At 37.7% G+C, this 18,665-nt stretch carries 16 protein-coding genes; 11 read left to right on the top strand and 5 right to left on the bottom strand.

The window, feature by feature from the left end; genetic code table 11:
* Positions 1-17: 17 nt before the first annotated feature.
* Positions 18-650 (top strand): type 1 glutamine amidotransferase family protein, encoded by a 633-nt coding sequence (locus tag ACQKMV_RS06415; protein WP_427502957.1) that lies wholly within the window; start codon positions 18-20, stop codon positions 648-650.
* Positions 651-998: 348 nt separating this feature from the next.
* On the opposite strand, the gene ACQKMV_RS06410 is transcribed toward ACQKMV_RS06415, so the two are convergent.
* Positions 999-2,174, bottom strand: coding sequence for an aminotransferase class I/II-fold pyridoxal phosphate-dependent enzyme (locus ACQKMV_RS06410; RefSeq protein ID WP_427502956.1), 1,176 nt, complete (start codon positions 2,172-2,174; stop codon positions 999-1,001).
* Positions 2,175-2,395: 221 nt separating this feature from the next.
* On the opposite strand from ACQKMV_RS06410, the gene ACQKMV_RS06405 reads away from it, so the two are divergent.
* Positions 2,396-3,211, top strand: coding sequence for a hypothetical protein (locus ACQKMV_RS06405; protein WP_427502955.1), 816 nt, complete (start codon positions 2,396-2,398; stop codon positions 3,209-3,211).
* Positions 3,212-3,258: 47 nt separating this feature from the next.
* On the opposite strand, the gene ACQKMV_RS06400 is transcribed toward ACQKMV_RS06405, so the two are convergent.
* Positions 3,259-4,053: an enoyl-CoA hydratase/isomerase family protein gene (locus ACQKMV_RS06400; protein ID WP_427424695.1), complete on the bottom strand. Its 795-nt coding sequence runs from the start codon at positions 4,051-4,053 to the stop codon at positions 3,259-3,261.
* 369 nt (positions 4,054-4,422) lie between these two features.
* On the opposite strand from ACQKMV_RS06400, the gene ACQKMV_RS06395 reads away from it, so the two are divergent.
* The 9 genes from ACQKMV_RS06395 to ACQKMV_RS06355 all read left to right on the top strand — a co-directional run bounded on the left by ACQKMV_RS06395 (position 4,423) and on the right by ACQKMV_RS06355 (position 15,197).
* Entirely contained in the window at positions 4,423-5,298 is an 876-nt protein-coding gene (locus tag ACQKMV_RS06395) for a tyrosine-type recombinase/integrase (protein WP_427502954.1), read from the top strand.
* A gap of 882 nt (positions 5,299-6,180) precedes the next feature.
* Positions 6,181-7,995 carry a methyl-accepting chemotaxis protein gene (locus ACQKMV_RS06390; RefSeq protein WP_427502953.1) on the top strand — a complete coding sequence of 605 codons (1,815 nt, stop codon included), beginning with the start codon at positions 6,181-6,183 and terminating at the stop codon, positions 7,993-7,995.
* 377 nt (positions 7,996-8,372) lie between these two features.
* A complete protein-coding gene (gene fdhA / locus ACQKMV_RS06385; protein WP_427502952.1) occupies positions 8,373-9,587 on the top strand; it encodes a formaldehyde dehydrogenase, glutathione-independent in 1,215 nt (404 codons plus the stop codon).
* A 298-nt stretch (positions 9,588-9,885) separates the two neighbouring features.
* The gene (locus tag ACQKMV_RS06380; protein ID WP_427502951.1) at positions 9,886-10,521 is read left to right on the top strand and encodes a response regulator; all 636 of its coding nucleotides are present in this window, start codon (positions 9,886-9,888) and stop codon (positions 10,519-10,521) included.
* Between the two features lies 1 nt (position 10,522).
* Positions 10,523-11,632: a sensor histidine kinase gene (locus ACQKMV_RS06375; RefSeq protein WP_427502950.1), complete on the top strand. Its 1,110-nt coding sequence runs from the start codon at positions 10,523-10,525 to the stop codon at positions 11,630-11,632.
* A gap of 168 nt (positions 11,633-11,800) precedes the next feature.
* Complete coding sequence (locus tag ACQKMV_RS06370) at positions 11,801-12,736, top strand: ABC transporter ATP-binding protein (protein ID WP_427502949.1); 936 nt, start codon at positions 11,801-11,803, stop codon at positions 12,734-12,736.
* A 16-nt stretch (positions 12,737-12,752) separates the two neighbouring features.
* The gene (locus ACQKMV_RS06365; protein WP_427502948.1) at positions 12,753-13,874 is read left to right on the top strand and encodes an ABC transporter permease; all 1,122 of its coding nucleotides are present in this window, start codon (positions 12,753-12,755) and stop codon (positions 13,872-13,874) included.
* Positions 13,874-15,019, top strand: coding sequence for an ABC transporter permease (locus ACQKMV_RS06360; RefSeq protein WP_427502947.1), 1,146 nt, complete (start codon positions 13,874-13,876; stop codon positions 15,017-15,019). Before ACQKMV_RS06365 ends, ACQKMV_RS06360 begins: the two co-directional genes overlap by 1 nt.
* A 49-nt stretch (positions 15,020-15,068) precedes the next feature.
* Complete coding sequence (locus ACQKMV_RS06355; protein ID WP_427502945.1) at positions 15,069-15,197, top strand: arginase family protein; 129 nt, start codon at positions 15,069-15,071, stop codon at positions 15,195-15,197.
* Between the two features lie 102 nt (positions 15,198-15,299).
* Here ACQKMV_RS06355 and ACQKMV_RS06350 read toward each other — a convergent pair whose 3' ends face one another.
* The 3 genes from ACQKMV_RS06350 to ACQKMV_RS06340 form a co-directional block, all read right to left on the bottom strand.
* Complete coding sequence (locus ACQKMV_RS06350; RefSeq protein WP_427502944.1) at positions 15,300-16,154, bottom strand: transglutaminase family protein; 855 nt, start codon at positions 16,152-16,154, stop codon at positions 15,300-15,302.
* Between the two features lie 61 nt (positions 16,155-16,215).
* Complete coding sequence (locus ACQKMV_RS06345; RefSeq protein WP_427502943.1) at positions 16,216-17,181, bottom strand: alpha-E domain-containing protein; 966 nt, start codon at positions 17,179-17,181, stop codon at positions 16,216-16,218.
* Positions 17,135-18,625: a circularly permuted type 2 ATP-grasp protein gene (locus tag ACQKMV_RS06340; RefSeq protein ID WP_427502942.1), complete on the bottom strand. Its 1,491-nt coding sequence runs from the start codon at positions 18,623-18,625 to the stop codon at positions 17,135-17,137. Before ACQKMV_RS06340 ends, ACQKMV_RS06345 begins: the two co-directional genes overlap by 47 nt.
* Between the last annotated feature and the right edge of the window lie 40 nt (positions 18,626-18,665).

Raw genomic sequence — 18,665 nt, 5'->3', positions numbered from 1 at the left:
GATTGGAGTGTTATTGGATGCAAACAAAAAAAGTTTTTCTATATGTATTTAATACAATGTCGGACTGGGAATATGGATATTTAATTGCTGAACTAAACTCAGGAAGATATTTCAAAAAAGATTTAGCACCTTTAAAAGTAATTACAGTAGGAGCTAATAAAGAAATGATTACTACTATGGGAGGACTGAGCATAAAACCAGATATTTCCCTTGATGAATGTACTCTTGAGAGTAAAGATCTTTTAATTTTACCAGGAGGGACTACTTGGAGTGAAGAGATTCATCAACCTATCTTGGAAAGAATTGGCCAAGCTTTAAAGCTTGGCACTATTGTTGCTGCAATTTGTGGTGCAACTGAGGGCCTCGCGAATATGGGATACTTAGATACTAGAAAGCATACAAGTAATAACTTAGAATATACTAAAATGGTATGTCCTAACTATAAAGGAGAAAAGTTCTATGAGTTGGGATCTGCGGTATCTGATGCGAATTTAGTTACTGCATCAGGAATAGCACCTCTGGAATTTGCAATGGAGGTACTGAAAAAAATAGATGTATTTACACCAGATACATTACATTCATGGTATAACCTAAATAAGACTCATAAACCTGAATACTTCTTCCAGTTAATGAATTCAATAAATAAATGAAGTAACTGAAAAGCTCAATTTCTCTATTTTGATTTGTAGAGAAGTTGGGCTTTTTAATTTGGAAATTCCTTATCGTTGTAAATCAGCATTATCCTGACACTACCCCCTTATGGGATATATATAGGATTTGTGTAAAGTAGTTGGAACTCGACCATTAAACAATCGCTGACAAAAGTTTATAACGTCTTACAGCATTTGAATGTAAAGAATATTATTCATGATGGGGAGGAGGCTTACTCCAAAATATTAGTCCCCCTGATAAACAGATACTTGAAGATTACATAGTAAGCTATAGCAAAAACCCTTCCAACCATTAAAGTTAGAAGGGTTTTCATGTTGTTTATCTGATTATTTTTGTGAGGTAATATGTACTTTTGCTAAACGATCAACAGCTTCCTGTAACAATTCTTTTGGTTGTACTAAGGCTAAACGTAAATAACCTTGTCCAGCTGATCCAAATACTGTACCAGGGACTGTTACGATACCAGCTTGTTCAATTAGTTTAAAAGCTAGCTCTGTGCAGTCAATATCGAATGGATACTTTGCCCAGACGAACATGCCACCGTCAGAAGGGGCTGCATCCCATCCTAAGTCACGTAAGCCGTTCATCAATGTTTTATGACGTTCTGAGAATGTTGCACGTAGGCTTGTCGTAATTTCCTCAGCGTTATCAAGCGCTACGACCGCAGCATCTTGTATTGGCTCGAAAATTCCGAAATCTAAATTTGATTTTAATTGTTTTAAGATCGAAATCATCTCAGCATTACCTGCGATATATGCGATACGTGTACCAGCAAGGCTAAAGCTTTTCGATAAAGAGTTAATCTCCATCCCAACTTCTTTTGCTCCTGGAGCGGCTAGGAAGCTGATTGGACCATCTCCTGTAAAGTAGAATTCAGAGTATGCCGCATCATGTAAAACGATGATATTATATTTTTTCGCAAACGCAATGACTTTTTCAAAATAGGCTAACGAAGGCATTGCAGGCACTGGATTACCTGGTAAGTTTAAAATTAGTAGTTTTGCTTTTTGCGCTATTTCTTCAGGAACAGCATCTAAGTCTGGTAAATAATCGTTGTCAGCCGTTTGAGGCATATAGTAAGGTGTCGCGCCTGCTAGATGAATCCCTGCATCATAGGCAACGTAAGCTGGGTTTGTGGATAATACGATATCTCCTGGATCACAGAAGGCGATTGGTAAATGCACTAATCCCTCTTGAGAGCCAATTGTTTGAATGATTTCAGAAGCGGGATCTAACTCTACATTGCTACGACGTTTATAATAGCGACTAACAGCTTCATAAAAACGTTGTGTGCCTGTTAATGTATACCCGTAAGATTCTGCTAAACCCGCTCTATACGATAAATGTTCGCGAATTTTAGCGTGTGGGGGTAGGTCTGGACTACCTAAGCTTAAGTCAATCATTTTCATACCTTTAGCTTCCTGTTGCTTGGCATGATTTTTTAAATCTCCGAAAATTGCTGGTGTAAATAACGACATTTTTTTAGATGGTAGGATTTTCAAACTAGTACACTCCTTATAGTTGTATAACAGAATAGTAGTTCACATTTTATCATACTAAAGCACATAAAGGGAAAGTTATTCTGAAAAAAGAATATATTTCTAAAATGGAGAAGATGTGTGCGTAGACTAGCGGAAATATTTTAGTCAATGCTGAAAATAATAATTTTGACAGAAAAAATGTTACGATTCTGCTATCATAAAATGGAAGGGAGCTGTAAGTAATGAATGTTTATTCTTTAAGCGGTCCAAGTGGAACAGGAAAAAGCACAAGCGCACTTGTATTCGCCCATAAAATCGGTGTAGAGGCTCTAATTGATGATGGTCTTTTCATTGTAAATGGTATGAAAGTAGCAGGAATCTCTGCAAAATTTGAGAAAAATACGATAACAGCTGTTCGTCGAGCCATTTTTTCAGATAACACCCACCGTGAGGAAGTAAAAAAAGCACTTGATACATATAAAGTACAGTCGATTTTACTGATCGGCACGTCCGATAAAATGACAAAGACAATAGCTAGACAGCTTGAGCTTGGTCCTATCGATAAATATTACTATGTTGAGGATGTGCGTTCTCAAAAAGAAATTGATAAAGCTCGCTTTATTCGACAGACCCAGGGAAAGCATGTGATGCCAATACCATACCGTCAAGTCGAGCAAAACTTTTTTAAACGACTCGTTCAAAAAGGGATGGAGATTTTCTCTACAAAGCGTGAAAAAATAGGGGAGACGACGATTGTTCGCCCTGATTTTCAACAGGAGTATATAGATATTGGAAAGCATGTTTATGTGCAGCTACTAACGTATTGCTGTGTAAAGCAAGATATCGTACACAAAGTCGAGCACGTACAATTCGTATTAGGTGAGCTAGCGCAAGCAACGATTACTTTACAGTTAAAGCTACCCATTGATTATTCCTTACCAGATCGATTGTATGCATTACAAAAAACGATACAGTCAGAATTTCGACAGCATTTCGGCTATGAATTAGATGCGATTCATCTTAATATAAAGTCGGTAGTGCTTAAACGAAAATCCTAAAAAACAGGTACTCCAGTCGCGCGAGAGGCGAGCAGAGTACCTGTTTGTTATTTCGGTTGACGCGTAAATTGTGGCTGACGTTTTTCCACAAAGGCACGGCAGCCCTCGGTAAAATCCTTTCCTACAAACGGTGTTGAACCTTGCCATAATGTTGGTACGCTGTCCACGCATTCTTGAACAGATTGCTTCACAGCTAGTAAAGATTCAGGTGACATTCCTGCAACAAGCTTACCCATGCGAATCATGTATTTATTTAAGTCTTTTTCAGTGACTAAGTAGTTAAGCATGCCAAGCTTGAAGGCTTCTTCAGCTTTAAACATGCGACCTGTAAATACTAAATCTTTCGTCGTAGAAGGGCCAACTAGCTGAACTAAACGCTGAGCAAATTTGTTATTTAAGGTGATCCCTAATTTACCGACAGGGATACCGAGTTTTGCTTTTTCTGAGCCGATGCGGATATCACAAGCTAATGCAAGCTCTAAACCAGCGCCCATTGCGGGACCGTTAATTACGCCAATCGTAGGAATGGGTAAATGCTCAATTGTGGAAATCGTTTTTTCCATATGTACAAACGCTTCTTCGGCTTTTTCAAGGGAAATAGCGTTGAATTCTTTAATATCAGAGCCAGCCGTAAAGTTTTCGCCAGAGCCGCGTAAAATCAATACTTTATTTTTGGGATTATCTAATACTTGTAGGGCAATTTTAGCTAATTGATCCCACATATTTGCTGTTAGTGCGTTTTTAGCCTGTGGGCGATGGATCGTAATAATTGCTAGCCCAGCTGTTTCCTGATAAATAATTTTTGCGTCTTCTGCTTCAAGTCGAGTTGTTTTTACTTGCATACTTGAAAAGCCCCCTACATTTTATAGTTGATAAACTTATTATATAACACAAACGGTAGTAAACACTAAATTATACGAATTTTCATGTAAATCATCCTTGTTATACAAGAATAGTGCCATTTTAAAGAAATTGTACTACAACAGAGAGCGCGAATATACTATTGTAAGAAAACAAAAGATGTGAGACACTGCTGGAGGACCATTTGTTTCTTCGTTGTAAAAGGAGCATTTGAACACTGGAAGCGGGATAGCGTATGAATAGTACAGATTATCCGACATTACGATTTGTATAAATTAATAGTAAACCTACGCTCCCAAAATATAGTAAACTAAAATTAAAACACGCACAGTTATTAAGGAGGTAACCACATGATCACGCTAGGGGAGGCATGGAACAGCTATTTATTACTTTTAAATTCTTTAAAGAAAAGTGCTGCTACTAAAAAGCAATACAATTTAGATGGACAGCAATTTTTAGCGTTTGCTCTTGAGAACAACTACTTGTATGTGGATTATCATTTAAAAGAATTATTATTGAAATATAGTAATTATTTAAAAGAGACCTACGTAAATATCAACACATTTAATCATAAAATTGCTACATTGCGAGGCTTTGTAGACTTTGTCTTTCTAAGAGAGTGGGTTGAGCCCTTTGACTATGAGAGCATTTTACAGCCAAAAAAGAGGCATAAAGAAGCTTTAACATTACTGACAAAGAAGCAACTGATGGCTATAGCAAACGTCTGGCCAACCTATTTTCAATACGCTAAAACAATGGAGCATGCATGGCTGGCAAGACGTAATGGTTGCATTGTCCAAATACTGATGGAAACTGGATGTAAACCCGCAGAGCTTGTACGTATGAAATGGTCTCATATTCACTTCGACTCATCGGTGCTTTACATTTCTAACCATAATGGGCGTAGAGCAATAAAGCTTTCTCCGATATTAATGGACATGTTAGTACAGTATAAAGTGGCAACAGAGGAATTACATGAACAAAAGTCGGGAGAATGGGTGTGGGTTAGTGAGGTAAGTCAAACAAAATCCATCTCTACAAAAACAATTGAGCGAATTTTCCAAACGATGTCAAAGGATATTGGAACAAACGTTAGAGCTACCGATTTGCGCTATACTGTCATGCAAAAGGAATTTCAGAATGAAAAAACAGTCGAAAATATTCAGGAAAAAATGGGTTATGTACGAAAATGGGTGCTTACTGAAAGACAGGGGCGTTTTGAATAACGATGAATTATTTATAAAAATGTTTAACTTCTTTCAATGGGTGTCCAATCACCCGTTGAAAAGTAATTTAAAGCCGCATTCGTCCTACCACCTATAGTGATGGGAGACTCTTTTACTTGTCGCTTCGCTTTCGCTACAAAAAACATTTTCTAAAAGAAGTTAATATATGCACCTTGCATCATTCCTTAAATAGCAAATTAATAAATGTACTTAAAGTAAGGAGGACGATTGTTCAATTAGAGCAATCGCTTCTTGTGCTAACGGTGCAGGTTACTTGAAGAAAAATGTCTGTTTTATCATTTAACAATTGAGATAGGCGTACGATCGAAAATAGGTAATACAATTTCACATTAGTTTCGGGGAACCGTATCATAAGTTAGTGAGTTTTTCTACTTTACTGAAGATTAATTGTTAATAAAGTTGAAAATAGCTCTGAGATGACAGTCTAACTAAGAGATTAGTTGGGCTGTTTTTATTTTCTTTTGCTATGTATAATAATGCTATGACACATAGAGATTATAAAAATACATCCTCAATTATTATTAAATTTTATCCGACTGAAATTGTTATAGAAAACCCTGCCTCTTTCCTGACAGCGAAAATTCAAGTAAAGAAAATTTAAATTATTTTCTAAGTATAGCTCAATACCTTTGCTGCTAACTTTGATGAACATACGAGGGATAAAGGGAGAACTAAAATAAACTTTACTCCAAATATTTTATAATTGTATAACTTATGTATAACTGGTTGATTTGAAACAGTGTATTACTATGAATATTAAGCCCTCCACCACAATAAAAAGGATTACAATATTTGCGTGAAGCGGGGATCTAATCGCAACTATGTGTATTATTATAGATAAAAGCTAAAATAGAAGGTGTAATGAAAATGGATTTTCCCTTGATTGGAAGAAAAAAATTATTAAATACCAGGAGGACAACTAAGCACTCTAAAAAAGTAAAATCTAGAAGTTTAGTATTTACGAGCTCGTTATTTCTCTCCGCCCTCATAATTATCGTAATCGGATTAATGGTTTCCCTGTCCATACGCGATCAACGTGGGGCGTACTTTCGTCAATTTGATGAATATGGAAAAGTATTCAAATCCATAACTCAACAAAATGAACCTCTTGTTGCCGAAGCAACGAAGACAATTCTTGAGCATCAACCATTGGAGGGAAAACCATTCGAGGAACTCCCCAATATTTTGAATTCTATGAAATCCAATCAGATGGTAGTGGATGTCTATTTATTAACACCGGACATTATCAAGAAGGATGGCAAAGAATACTTATATAACTCAGAATATGGTCGGGATCCAGTTGAATATGCTGAAGAGTTAGGTACGTTATATGAAATAGATTCGGAATTTCTTAAAAGTTACGAAGATGCAATGAGAAACGGTAGCACATTAACTGATATTTACACTGATGAAGGTGGAACTTTCATCTCGTATTTAGCGCCGATTAATGACGGAAGCGGGAAACCAGTTGCGTTGCTCGGTGTCGATTTCGATTACGGGATTGTTAAAAAGGATCTTCAACGGATTCTATGGACGAATATCACGGTTGGTATTTTTTTTGTACTTATGTTAATCGGGTTGGTTGTATTCATTCTTCGTAAAATGTTGCGCCCGCTTGAACGTTTAGCTGAAGTGTCTGGACATGCTTCGAAAGGCGATTTAACCGTTGAAATTCCTGTACTGAACCATAATGAGATTGGTAAGGCTGCAAGTTCATTTAATCAGATGATTAGCGGACTTCGGGTATTGACCCATAACATACAAAATTCTTCGAATGAAGTTGCTATATCTTCTTCTCAATTACAAGAAAGCGCTGCCCAGACCGAAGCAGCTACACAAGAAATCACAGGTGCCATTCAAAACATTGCTGTTGGGCTCGATGAACAACTTCGTCATACTAATGAGTGTCAACAATCAATGAAGGAAATGGGAATGGGTATTCATAGAATCGTAGATGCATCCTCCGTCGTCTCAGAATTGGCTTCGGCTACAGCAGATAGCGCAAATGCAGGAATGAAGGATATAGAAACAACAGTCGCCCAAATGAGCACAATTGAACAAAACTTGAAAACATCGGTCGAAGCAATCCATGGACTGAAGAAATTAAGCGATCAAGTTAGTGAAATGGTTACATTAATAGGTAGCATTGCTAATCAGACCAATTTGCTTGCACTTAACGCATCGATTGAGGCATCGCGAGCAGGTGAGCATGGTAAAGGTTTTGCCGTTGTGGCTCAAGAAATTCGTATACTCGCTGAACGGTCCAAAATCTCTTCGGAGAAAATAACTGACATACTCCAAGGCATCAGCGATCACACGAGTAAAACAGTGGTTTCTTTGGATAAATCAATGACAGAAGCCCAGGCAGGTACACACATTGCGAATAAGGCAGGGCAAACATTTAGTTCGATCGTGGAGTCGATTCAGAAAGTGTCCGATCAGATTGACGAAGTATCTGCTGCTTCGGAACAACTGTCATCAGGAAGTGAGTTAGTTGCGGCTTCACTAACAGTGCTGGAGGGTATCGCAGATTCATCTTCAGCCGACTCCGCTCACATTGCCGCTTCATCAGAAGAACAACTTGCAGCCATGCAAGAGGTAGCCAGTTTTGCAGCTAAGCTTTATGGGCTGGCGGATGAATTGAAACAGAGTGTTGACCGTTTCCGTGTAAAGTAGGTTACTAGTTAAAACCGCACTTAGACTAGTTACGGAGAACCGTACCATAAGTAAGTGAGATTCTATTCATTAATGGAGCGTTGATTAAATAGAAAAAATAGACCTATATAGTATGAACTAAAAGAAGAGAGTCAGTTCTTTATGGACTAAACTCTCTTCTTTTAGTTCATATGCAGTTTGCAAGGAAAAAAATCTCTACTTAATTGAAATGGGTGAATTCAATTGTAAAGTAGAGAAATAGACGTGAGAGATAGAGCCATTTCGTTAAACAAGAAATGAATAATTAGAACGAATATTATTTTTTCATAGGAATGATTAGGACAAAGTAGCCATATTTATAGATTGTATGAATTTATGATATAGGGGAGGAATTGCAAGTGGTTGGAAATAGAGCTGTGGCCTATATGGGCTCCGGAAAAGTAGAAGTGCAAGATATTGGCTTTCCAGATTTAGTTTTACGAGATGGGCCAGGGGTAAATCCACTTAATGTAGGACGCAAATGTGATCATGGTGTTATTTTAAAGGTAGTAACAACTAATATTTGTGGAAGCGATCAGCATATGGTGAGGGGGAGAACTACAGCTCCGACAGGATTAGTTCTAGGCCACGAGATTACAGGAGAAGTGATTGAAGTAGGCCGAGATGTTGAATTTATTAAAAAAGGTGATTTAGTTTCTGTTCCATTTAATATAGCTTGCGGTCGGTGCCGTAGCTGTAAGGAGCGGGATACTCATATTTGTGAGAATGTAAATCCAGATCGTCCTGGTTCAGCATATGGTTATGTCGATATGGGAGGATGGGTTGGAGGACAATCTGAGTATGTAATGGTGCCTTATGCCGACTTCCAATTATTAAAATTTCCTGATAAAGACCAAGCAATGGAGAAAATTAGAGATTTAACAATGCTTTCAGATATATTTCCAACTGGATATCATGGTGCCGTAAGTGCGGGTGTGAAACCGGGATCAACTGTGTATATCGCAGGTGCAGGTCCAGTTGGTCTCGCTGCTGCTCATTCAGCTCAGTTACTAGGAGCCGCTGTAGTAATTGTAGGAGATTTAAATGAAGAAAGGTTAGCTCAAGCTAGAAGCTTTGGTTGCGAAACAGTTAATTTACGAAATCATTCAAACCTAGGAGAGCAAATCGACCAAATACTTGGAGCACCTGAAGTAGATTGTGCTGTAGATTGTGTAGGATTTGAAGCATCTACACATGGAGCTAATGCAGTTGAAGCACCTGCTACTGTTTTAAATTCTATTATGCAAATAACACGTGCTGGAGGACGTTTAGGTATACCGGGTCTTTACGTAACCGGAGACCCTGGTGGAATTGATGAGGATGCAAAAATTGGTACGTTAAAAATTCGTCTTGGCTTAGGATGGGCTAAAGCACATACTTTTGTAACTGGTCAAACACCTGTTATGAAATATCATCGCGATTTAATGGCGGCAATTTTGAGTGGAAGAGCTCAAATTGCGAAAGCTGTTAATGCTACAGTAATATCATTAGACGAAGCTCCAATGGCATATCAAGATTTTGATAGAGGGGCTGCCAGAAAATTCGTCATCGACCCACACGGTCTAGTAAAGTAAGAGATTTCTACAGGGGTTAAATTGAAATAAGCATAGAGGACAAACCTTTGGCTACTTTTCAATAAGAACTAGATAGCATGCTGATATTCTAAGGAGACTTTGAACTTCATTTCTCAAAGTCTCCTTTTTTTCGTTGCTTATTTACCACAAGTATATTTGTATTCATTTTGTCGATTAATCGATATATAGGAACTGTTCTTATTTTCAAATTCTTACCTAAAAGTCGAATATTTTCTAACGTTTATTAGTGCGTTATGACACCATCCTTGCTATGATAATGGGAGAGGATGGTGGAATTTTGAAAATCAAAGTGCTGATTGCTGATGATAATTCCTTTATTCGTGAAGGAATGAAAATTATTTTAAATACATATGAAGAATTCGAAGTGGTAGCTGCGGTAAATGACGGGCTAGAGGCGGTGAATTACTGTAAACATCATGAAATCGATGTGGTTTTATTAGATGTGCGGATGCCGAATATGAATGGTGTGGAAGCAACCAAATTAATTAGTGAACAAACAAAGACAAAGCCGTTAATTATTACTACTTTTGATGATGACGAGTATATTTTGGATGCCATTAAGAATGGCGCCAAAGGCTATTTATTGAAAAATAATGACCCGGAACGAATTCGTGAAGCGATTACTAGTGTGTATAATGGCAATACCATTATGCAGGACGTTGTGTTGGAGAAAATAAAATCCAATTTAATAGAAGATAAGCAGGAAAGTAAAGTAGATACGAGCCTGTTTAGTGAGCGGGAATTGGATATCATGGCTTTAATTGCAAAGGGGTTTTCAAATAAGGAAATTTCTAAACAACTTTATATTTCAGAAGGAACGATTGCTAACTATATTACTTCTATTTTTAATAAAACGGGGTTGAGTCATCGCACGCAAATTGCGATTTACTTTTTAACGGGAAGAATTCACTAACATGGAATTCTTCATCATTCTTAGTAAACTCATATTATTTGGATATTTGTCGCTCTGGTTTATTCATGACACATTCCCGGTCGAGAATATCCCCTGGATTATTTTTTCCCTTCTGACCTATTTGATCATCAATATTGTGCTCTATATCGTGAAGCGGCAAAGGATAAAGAAGGTTGTTCTAGTTCTCTCACTGGTCCAAATTATTTTTTCCTTTTATAAGGTACATCCATTTTTTATCTTTTTGCTGCCGTTAAATGTATGCGAATTTTTCCCTATTAATCTAGAAAAACGGTTTATTATGTTAATCTTGGTATTTCTGCCGCTGATTTGGCTTCAAGATGATTTAAGTTTTCAATATGGACTGGTGGCAGCTCTAAGTTGTCTCATTTATATGATGCTTCTGCAATTTGTTACACGGCTGCAAAGGCAAGAGGATCAATTGGATATGATGAGGAAAAATCTTCAGAAGATAACGAAAAGCTTGAATGAAAATAATGAATTCATCAGGCAATCTGAATATACGTTTAAATTGGAGGAGAGGAATCGCCTTGCCCAAGTATTTCATGATAAAATTGGCCACGCGATGACCGGCGCTCTTATACAAATGGAGGCGGCCAAGCGGTTGGTGGGATCTGATCAGGTGAAAGCTCTAGAATTGTTGCAAAATGCTATTAATATTTCAAAATTGGGTATCGAAAATATCCGAATGACCCTGAAAAATTTAAAGCCGCCTACAGAACAAATGGGCATTAATAGGGTGAAATTATTCATAGAAGAGTTTTCTGCCAAACATACGATGGATATGCCCTTTGTTTATAAGGGAAATATGGAACGGATTGCCCCGATTCAGTGGAAAATTATTCAGGAAAATTTGACAGAGGCCTTAACTAACGCCCTTAAATATTCGGAAGCGACGATGGTTTCCATTGAAATTCACGTCCTCAACACGATGATCAAAGTGGAAGTGAAAGATAATGGAGTTGGAATCCAAAAGGTAAAAAAAGGGCTTGGATTGATTGGAATGGAGGAGCGGACTGCATCGATCAATGGAAAGATTATTGTGGACGGATCCCATGGCTTTTCAGTCACGATGTTAATTCCAATCCAATAAACAATATAATTGTGAAAAATACACATGGTTCCTGAACCAATGTTCCAATGAAAAAGATAACTATAAAAATATGAAATTTCTCATGTGAAAAGGATGAATTGTTGCACTTATGCGGCTTCATCTTTTTTTTTATAATGAATACAGAAAGTTAACGAGGGGTGAAATCATTTGAAGGTACTTGAAGTGAAAAATTTAACAAAAAAGTTTGATGATTTTCTTGCTGTTGATAATATATCTTTTTCCATAAGCGAAGGTGAAATTTTTGGGCTTTTAGGACCCAATGGTGCTGGAAAAAGTACCACTATTAATCTGATTGCCGGGCTCTTGCGTTACGGCGAAGGTGAAATTAACATTCTTGGGAAAAACAGCGGGAAACACAGCCGCTTTGCAAAGATGAATATCGGGATTGTGCCACAGGATTTGGCGATCTATGAAGAACTCACTACTTTTGAAAATGTGAAATTTTTTGCCGGATTATATGGGCTAAGAGGGGAGGAATTAACAGCTCTGGCTCAAAAGGCATTAGAATTTGTTGGCCTGCTTGATAAGCAGAAGGAGTATCCGAAGAATTTTTCCGGCGGGATGAAAAGACGGTTGAATATTGCTTGTGCCATTGCCCATCGTCCGAAGTTGATTATTATGGATGAGCCAACGGTCGGAATTGACCCGCATTCGCGGAACTATATCCTACAATCGATTCGCAAGTTAAATGAGATGGGATGCACGATTATTTATACAAGCCACTATATGGAAGAGGTGGAGGAAATCTGTACACGGATTTCCATTATGGATCACGGCAAGGTGATTGCGGAAGGCACGAAGGAGCAATTAATCGCGATTATTACCAATACAAAGGATATTTGGATTGAGACAAAATCGATTGAACAAATCGATTTAGAGAAGATCAAGGAAATCAATGGGGTAAAGTCTGTCCTTTCGGAAGAGAACCTGATCAAAATCAATTCGGAAATAGACGTAAACAATTTAAATAATATTCTTTTGTATTTAATGAATCAAGGGATTGAAATCAGTTCACTGGAGGAAAAGGAACCGAATCTGGAAACCGTATTTCTAACACTTACTGGAAGGAACTTAAGAGATTAGAAAGGAGGTTATTTCTATGAATGTACTTAATATTATTTGGAAGGAACTTAAAGTAAGTTTCAGGGATTACCATACATTTATCTTCATGTTGGCTTTTCCCATTGTCCTGATGTTGATTCTTGGTTCCGCCTTATCAAATGATTTTGATCAAAAAATAAAAGTCGACAATGTTCATGTTTTATATAAAACTACTGCTAGTTCAGAGATTTCCTCCTATTTTCAAACGTTTATCAAGGAAGCTAAAGATACCGGCATTAATTTTAAGAAGGCAGCTGATGGGATGAACGGACAAAAGGAGGTAGAAGAAAATCACTACACTGCCTTTGTTGAGGTGACCAATAAAGGATTCAAATTATATGGCAGTAGCCAAAATAGCATCGAGGAGAGTATTCTCCAAGGGATGCTGACCGCATTTGCCGATAAATATAATCTTACGGCTGCGGTAGCAAGTGTTGATCCAGCAAAAGTCAGTACCGTTTTAGCAAGCCCGACCAAGCATGATTTTATAACAGAATCTTCACTGCAGTCATTGAAGAAGCCTGGTTCAATGGACTACTATGCGATTGTAATGACGACGATGATTGCCCTTTATTCTGCGTTGTATGGGATAGGACTTCTTCGCGATGAAAGAGTCAATCATACTTCGATTCGATTGTTAGCTGCCCCGATTCGAAAAGGTGAGATTTTTCTCGGAAAAATTATTGGCTGTGTTCTTGTTAACATGATTTGTATTATTGTACTTGTTATCTTTAGCCACTATGTGTACAAAGCGGACTGGGGAAGTCATATTGGGTGGATTCTTCTTATCCTAATATCGGAAGTATTCCTGGCGGTCAGTTTCGGCCTTGGTGTTAGCTATTTGATCAAAACACATGAGGCCTCAAAATTAATCACCACCCTAGTGATTCAGCTTGCGTCATACTTTGGTGGCGCCTATTTCAAAATTGAAGATCCAACGGGGGCATTTAAATTTATAATGGAATTATCCCCACTTACATGGTCCAACCAGGGGATTACGAAAATCATCTATGCCAATGACCTATCGGCTGCGATGCTGCCAATCACCTTAAATCTTGGGATTGCGCTTCTATTTTTAACGGTTGCCATAGTTTCATTCCAAAGACAGGAGGGATTATGATGAAAGATGTAATCTGGCTGATGAAGAAAATTCTTAGTGTGACTTTTAGAAAAAAAAGAAATATCCTTCTATACTTTGGCATGCCACTTATCGGAATTGTCATTGCCTTTCTGGCTTATGGAGGAAGCAGCCAACAAGCACTGAAAGTTGGGGTGATCAATCATGACTCGGGGCAGATTGCGGGAGATACAGTAAATTTTCTAAACCACTTGGAAAATATGAGCCTGATTAAGGTCAATGAATCTTCTATGAAAGAGCAAATTGCTGCGGGGAAATTAGATTGTGCGATTATTTTGGACGAAGGATTCTCGGAAAGTATTCAAACCGGAAACCCGAAGCATATACAGCTTGTCTCGATTAAAGGAGCAGAAGTTACCGGCTTTGTAAAAGCATATCTTTACCAGTATCTTGATAATGTTATGGCCTTAAATAAGGCTGCAGATGGTGATCAAAATGCGTATCAAAAAATGTCTGCCCGCTATCAACAAGCTGATTTCAAGTTTCATGTAGAGACACTGCAAGATACCTCAAAGGGTAAAAATATGACGAATTGGACCATCGGCTTTTTGTTAATGATTATGCTATTATCAGCAGGAAACTTTGCGGGAATCATTATGAAAGAAAAAGAAAATCGTACCTATTTCCGTCTGTTATCAACGCCGATTAATGCCAGAAAGTATGTGCTTGCGAATATAGCGGTCAGTATGCTGGTAATGATTGTCCAAATCATCTTTACGCTACTGGTTGTAACGAATGTCTTCCACATTGAGATGCATGTGCCCATTTGGCAAATGTCAATCATTTTAATCTTGTTTGCTTTAGTGGCAGCAGGTTTATCGTTAATGATTGTTTCCTTTTCTAACAGTTCCAGGGCAGCGAGTGCGATGCAAAATTTAATCTTTACACCATCGTGTCTCTTGGCAGGTTGTTTTTTTCCCTTTGATATTATGCCGAAGACTGTCCAAAAAATTGCCAACTTTATACCACAGCGATGGGTCCTTGATACTATAAGCCAACTACAGCAAGGATATCATTTTGGCAGTCTTTACCTTAATTTTATGATTCTATTAGCGTTTGCTGCCGTATTTTTTCTAGTCTCGGTTTATAAATTTGGCCGAAATAACGATGTTCGAAATTTTGCATAAAATAGTTTATATTTTTATAAAAAATGCAGCTAGAACTTAAATAGGTGCGGTGAACCGCATCATAAATAGAGTTGCAGCGGATGTGGTAGAATTATCTCCACAATTCGACCCATCCGGAGCATCAACAACAGTAGCATGTAAAACAATTCTTGAAATGCTGCTGACTTTAGCGAAATAAGTAACCAAGCATTCAAAGTGAAAAAAAGTTAGAATGTCGGGCGTTGCTAAATAAGCCATCTAAAAAAGTCGGATTCCTTTTGGTAAGGAACCGACTTTTTGGTTACAAATGATTCAAAGCTTTAACGCTCACTTTAACAGATAAATCATGTTTTCCACCTGAATAAACACCTTCAACAGGGCTTATATCAGAATAATCACGACCAATGCATAATATAATGTGATTTTCTAATACTTCAACATTATTAGTTGGATCTAAACCAATCCAGCCGATCCCTGGTATCATGACTTCTACCCAAGCATGGGTTGCAATATCACCGACGAGGGCAGAGTTTTCATCGACATATAAATAACCGCTAACATAACGTGCTGGAATTCCTTTAGCCCTTAGCACCGCAAGCATGACATGTGTGAAATCTTGACAAACACCTCGCTTAAGGGCGAAGGCTTCACTTGCAGTTGTTGTAACATTGGTTGCTCCAGGAACGTATTCAAAAGTAGAGTATAAATATTGCATTAAATTTAATGAAAAAAGCACAGGATTTTCAGCATGACCAATTGCATGATAAACTTCCTCTAACTGATTTTCTGTCATATACGTAAAATGTGTAGACTTTAAATAGGGTAAATAATGCTCATAAAACAGCTGAGAGTGAAAAATCGTCTGCATTTCGTGTGAATATTGAATGCGATGGATAAAGGGTGCACGTTGAATACTAACAATAGATGTCGTTTGAATTTCTAGCTCTTGGTGCTGCTCAGGTATATAAAAAGTGCCAACCGTATTGCCCCAAATATCTGTATGCTCACGCGTTAATGATGAAGGTGTAATGGCAATTCGATAGGATAATAAGCGCTGACGCTCATCGCCTCTTGGCTTTAAGCGGATTGTATTTAAGCTTTGATCGACTTCAGACTCATATTGAAAAATATTAGTATGTTGAATTTCAAATTTCATTGTGTCCGCTTCCTTTGGATTACTGACTTGCTTGTTGAAAGGGAGCTGTCGTTGATTCCTTTCAAGTTTGTACGCTGGGTTCATCTAAATGATAAATTGTTGAAAATGTATTGCCAAAATCAATACATTGACACAATCTTTCCTCCATTAACAAAATAGTTTCCTCTATGGTAATATTCCATAAATCTACATTCATCATGGCAAATAATAAACTCTTTAATGGGGTACGAAGCTCTAAAAATCTTGCTGAAAGAGGATCGTTTTCTAAACAAATAAACGCTTCCTCTAATTTTTGTAAGCAAAACATCACTGAACGTGGGAAATGCTTATCCTGTAACAAATATTGAATGACACAAAGTAAATTGGTTTGGCGATTTTTTCTCAAATAAGACTCTGTTGCCTTCGATAAATCGAGTAAAAACGATCCGTCCGCTTCTATTAAGGAGACGGCTATTCCCTTATGTTGCTCCAGTATAATCAAAGTCATACGAATCGTCTTTTCTAAACGTTCTAACCATTTCCCAACTTGCATGAAATAAAAGGGTAAATCTCGATCCATCGAGCCTTCGATAAGCCCTGTAACCGTCAATGAAGTATTTCGAACGTTTTGTAAAAAAGAGTTAAGAACGATTAATGGAATTGGTCTTTCACGTTCCAATATTTCTTGCTGCAAGGATAGATAGAAGGCATTTTGCAATTCCCAAAGCTCAATCGGGATACTATCTCGAGTTATACGCGCATTTTCTCTAACTGCACGTAAAGTAGCATGGAGGGAATTACAGTTATTATTTGAATAGAGTAGATATTCGATAAGTGGATTAACTCGAATCGACTCATAATAGGTCAAATACTCTTCCTTCGAGGCACAAATATCCAACACGGCTTCCCAATGATCGATGTATTCATTTTCTTTCCCAGATTGCTCCAACATATTCAACAGCTGTACTTGTAATATATGTGCATTCGTTTGTGATCGTTCACTATATCGTGCCATCCAGTATAGTGCATCGGCTACTCGACTTAGCATACTGCAATTCCTCCTTTAATATCCATGTATCTTTTGCTCCGCCGCCCTGTGAAGAATTCACGACTAAAGATCCTTCTTTTAATGCCACACGCGACAATCCACCAGGAAGCACATAAATATCCTCACCCTTCATCGCATAAACACGCAAATCGACATGGCAAGGGTAGAATCTCCCATCCTGGAAAGCAGGTGCTCTAGACAGGTTGATCGTAGGTTGTGCAATGTATTGAAACGGGTTATCCATAATTTTTTCTTGAAAAATAGCAATTTCTTCTTCACTCGCATGCGGACCAATAAGCATATCATAGCCACCAGAGGCACTTACATTTTTTATGACAAGCTCTCTCATATGCTCAAGGACCCAATCTCGCTGCCTATCATCAGCTAGATGATAGGTCTTCACATTACGTAAAATAGGTTCTTCTTTCAAATAGAAACGAATCATATCCGGTACATAAGCATACATCGCTTTATCATCTGCAACACCGTTACCAACAGCATTTAAAATAGCAATATTGCCAGCTTTATAAGCATCCATAATATAAGGAACTCCAAGTAAAGAATCCTCACGAAAAACAACAGGGTCTAAGAAATCATCATCAATTCGACGATAAATAATATCAATTTGCTCTAGACCGTAGATTGTCTTCATGTACACCTTATTGTCTTGTACAACTAAATCATGCCCTTCGACAAGCTGAATATTGAGCTGCTGTGCTAAAAAGACATGATCGTAATATGCCGAATTATACATGCCTGCTGTTAATAGGACAGCTTTAGGTTCTACATCTGGCTTCATACTAGGTGGTCGGTGGGCAAGGAGTGCCTTCTTCATAAAGGACATTTGTTTGTCAAGTGACTGAATAGTATGTTTAGAGAAAAATTCAGGATACACTTCCTTCATAACAGATCGATTTTGAAAAACATAAGATATACCTGAAGGATTGCGCAAATTATCTTCTAACACGTAGTAAAAGCCACTTTCATCACGAATCAAATCGATACCAGCTAAAAAAATATGATTATCGATAGGTACTTTTACACCAAGCATTTCTTTATAATAATACGGATTATTTTCAACAAGCTGTTTCGGTATAAGTCCAGACTCCAAAATAGACTGTTCATGGTAGACATCATGTAAAAAGCAATTTAAGGCTTTGACACGTTGCTTCACACCAGATTCAATTACTTTCCACTGTTCATGTGGAATAATAATAGGTATAAAATCAAAGGGCATTGTCCGCTCTGTTCCACCTTGTGCTCCGTATACTGTAAATGTAATGCCTTGTTTAAGGAATCTTGATTGTGCTTGTTGATATTTTTCTTCTAATTGTTCCTTTGAGAAAGCACTGAGCTTATGGTGGAAAGACCGATAATGAGGCTTCGGTTGATTGCCATCTAACATTTCATCAAAAAACAAACCAGATTCATAGTACTTCATCATATGGATCGCCCTCCGAATTTAAGTAGTAGAGAAAACGTGT

Source organism: Lysinibacillus sp. NPDC094403 (assembly GCF_050278745.1).
Lineage (GTDB): Bacteria > Bacillota > Bacilli > Bacillales_A > Planococcaceae > Lysinibacillus.
The sequence above is the reverse complement of the archived record's forward strand: the minus strand, read 5'-3'. Positions and strand labels throughout refer to the sequence as shown.